Origin of the sequence: Pseudomonas syringae pv. cilantro (genome assembly GCF_001293775.1) — a bacterium.
GTDB lineage: Bacteria > Pseudomonadota > Gammaproteobacteria > Pseudomonadales > Pseudomonadaceae > Aquipseudomonas > Aquipseudomonas syringae_P.
Window position 1 is genome coordinate 1 of sequence record NZ_LGLN01000062.1, and the last position, 778, is coordinate 778.

Consider the following 778-nt stretch of genomic DNA (forward strand, 5'->3'; position numbering starts at 1 on the left):
GCTGCCGCTGAATGGATTGTTTAGGCGCTGACATTGCCCGACCCGGATTGCCGCCGAGTTCTTGCGCCACCGATGCCTGATCCGCCTGTGAGACAATTTCTCCCAGGATGTCGGCATGCTCATATTGCCCTGCGAACGCGAACACCAGTTGGGTCCAGAGCTCGGGAAACCCGCTGAGCCAGTCCAGTGCCTTCGCCGGAATGACATTGGCGTAGATCAGCGACGACGCAGCTCCATGCACCGTAGTCGCGACCTTTCACGTACTTGAATCTGTATGGCTGATCCAGTGGCCCATGCCATGGATGCCAGGTCGTGCCGTCTGCCAGTTCCACCTTGACGTCTACAGCAATCTTGCCCAGGTCATGGACGAGCGCACCATAAGCCGATGCTGCAGACCACGCTTCGGACTGGGCAGCCTGTGACTCGGGCGGAGCTCCGATTGGCAGCAGATACATTTGCCGAATCTTCAGTGCGTAGGCGACGATTTCAAGACCGTGATCCAGCATGCCACCATGATAGGCATGGTGATGATTCTCCGAGGCAGGGAGATGCTGCACCAAGGCTGCGTAGCTCTTGAATGCCTGCACGTATAGCGTATCGAACTGCGCGCGGGGCAGGGACGTTCTCTGCCATATGTTTTCAATGAGCTGACGCCGTCGGGGAGTAGACAGTAACGCGTCGGAAGACTCGGGTTTGATAAACCCTGCAGCAGCATTGGAGGGCGTGGTTGGCGATGTTTTTCTTCGCTGAAAGAAACTAAGCATTGAGGCACCCATGA

General features: G+C 56.9%; 1 pseudogene. It reads right to left on the reverse strand.

The features are described from left to right. A pseudogene (gene mobH, locus ABJ99_RS14560) lies at positions 1–776 on the reverse strand (MobH family relaxase); the annotation flags it as partial. Between the last annotated feature and the right edge of the window lie 2 nt (positions 777–778).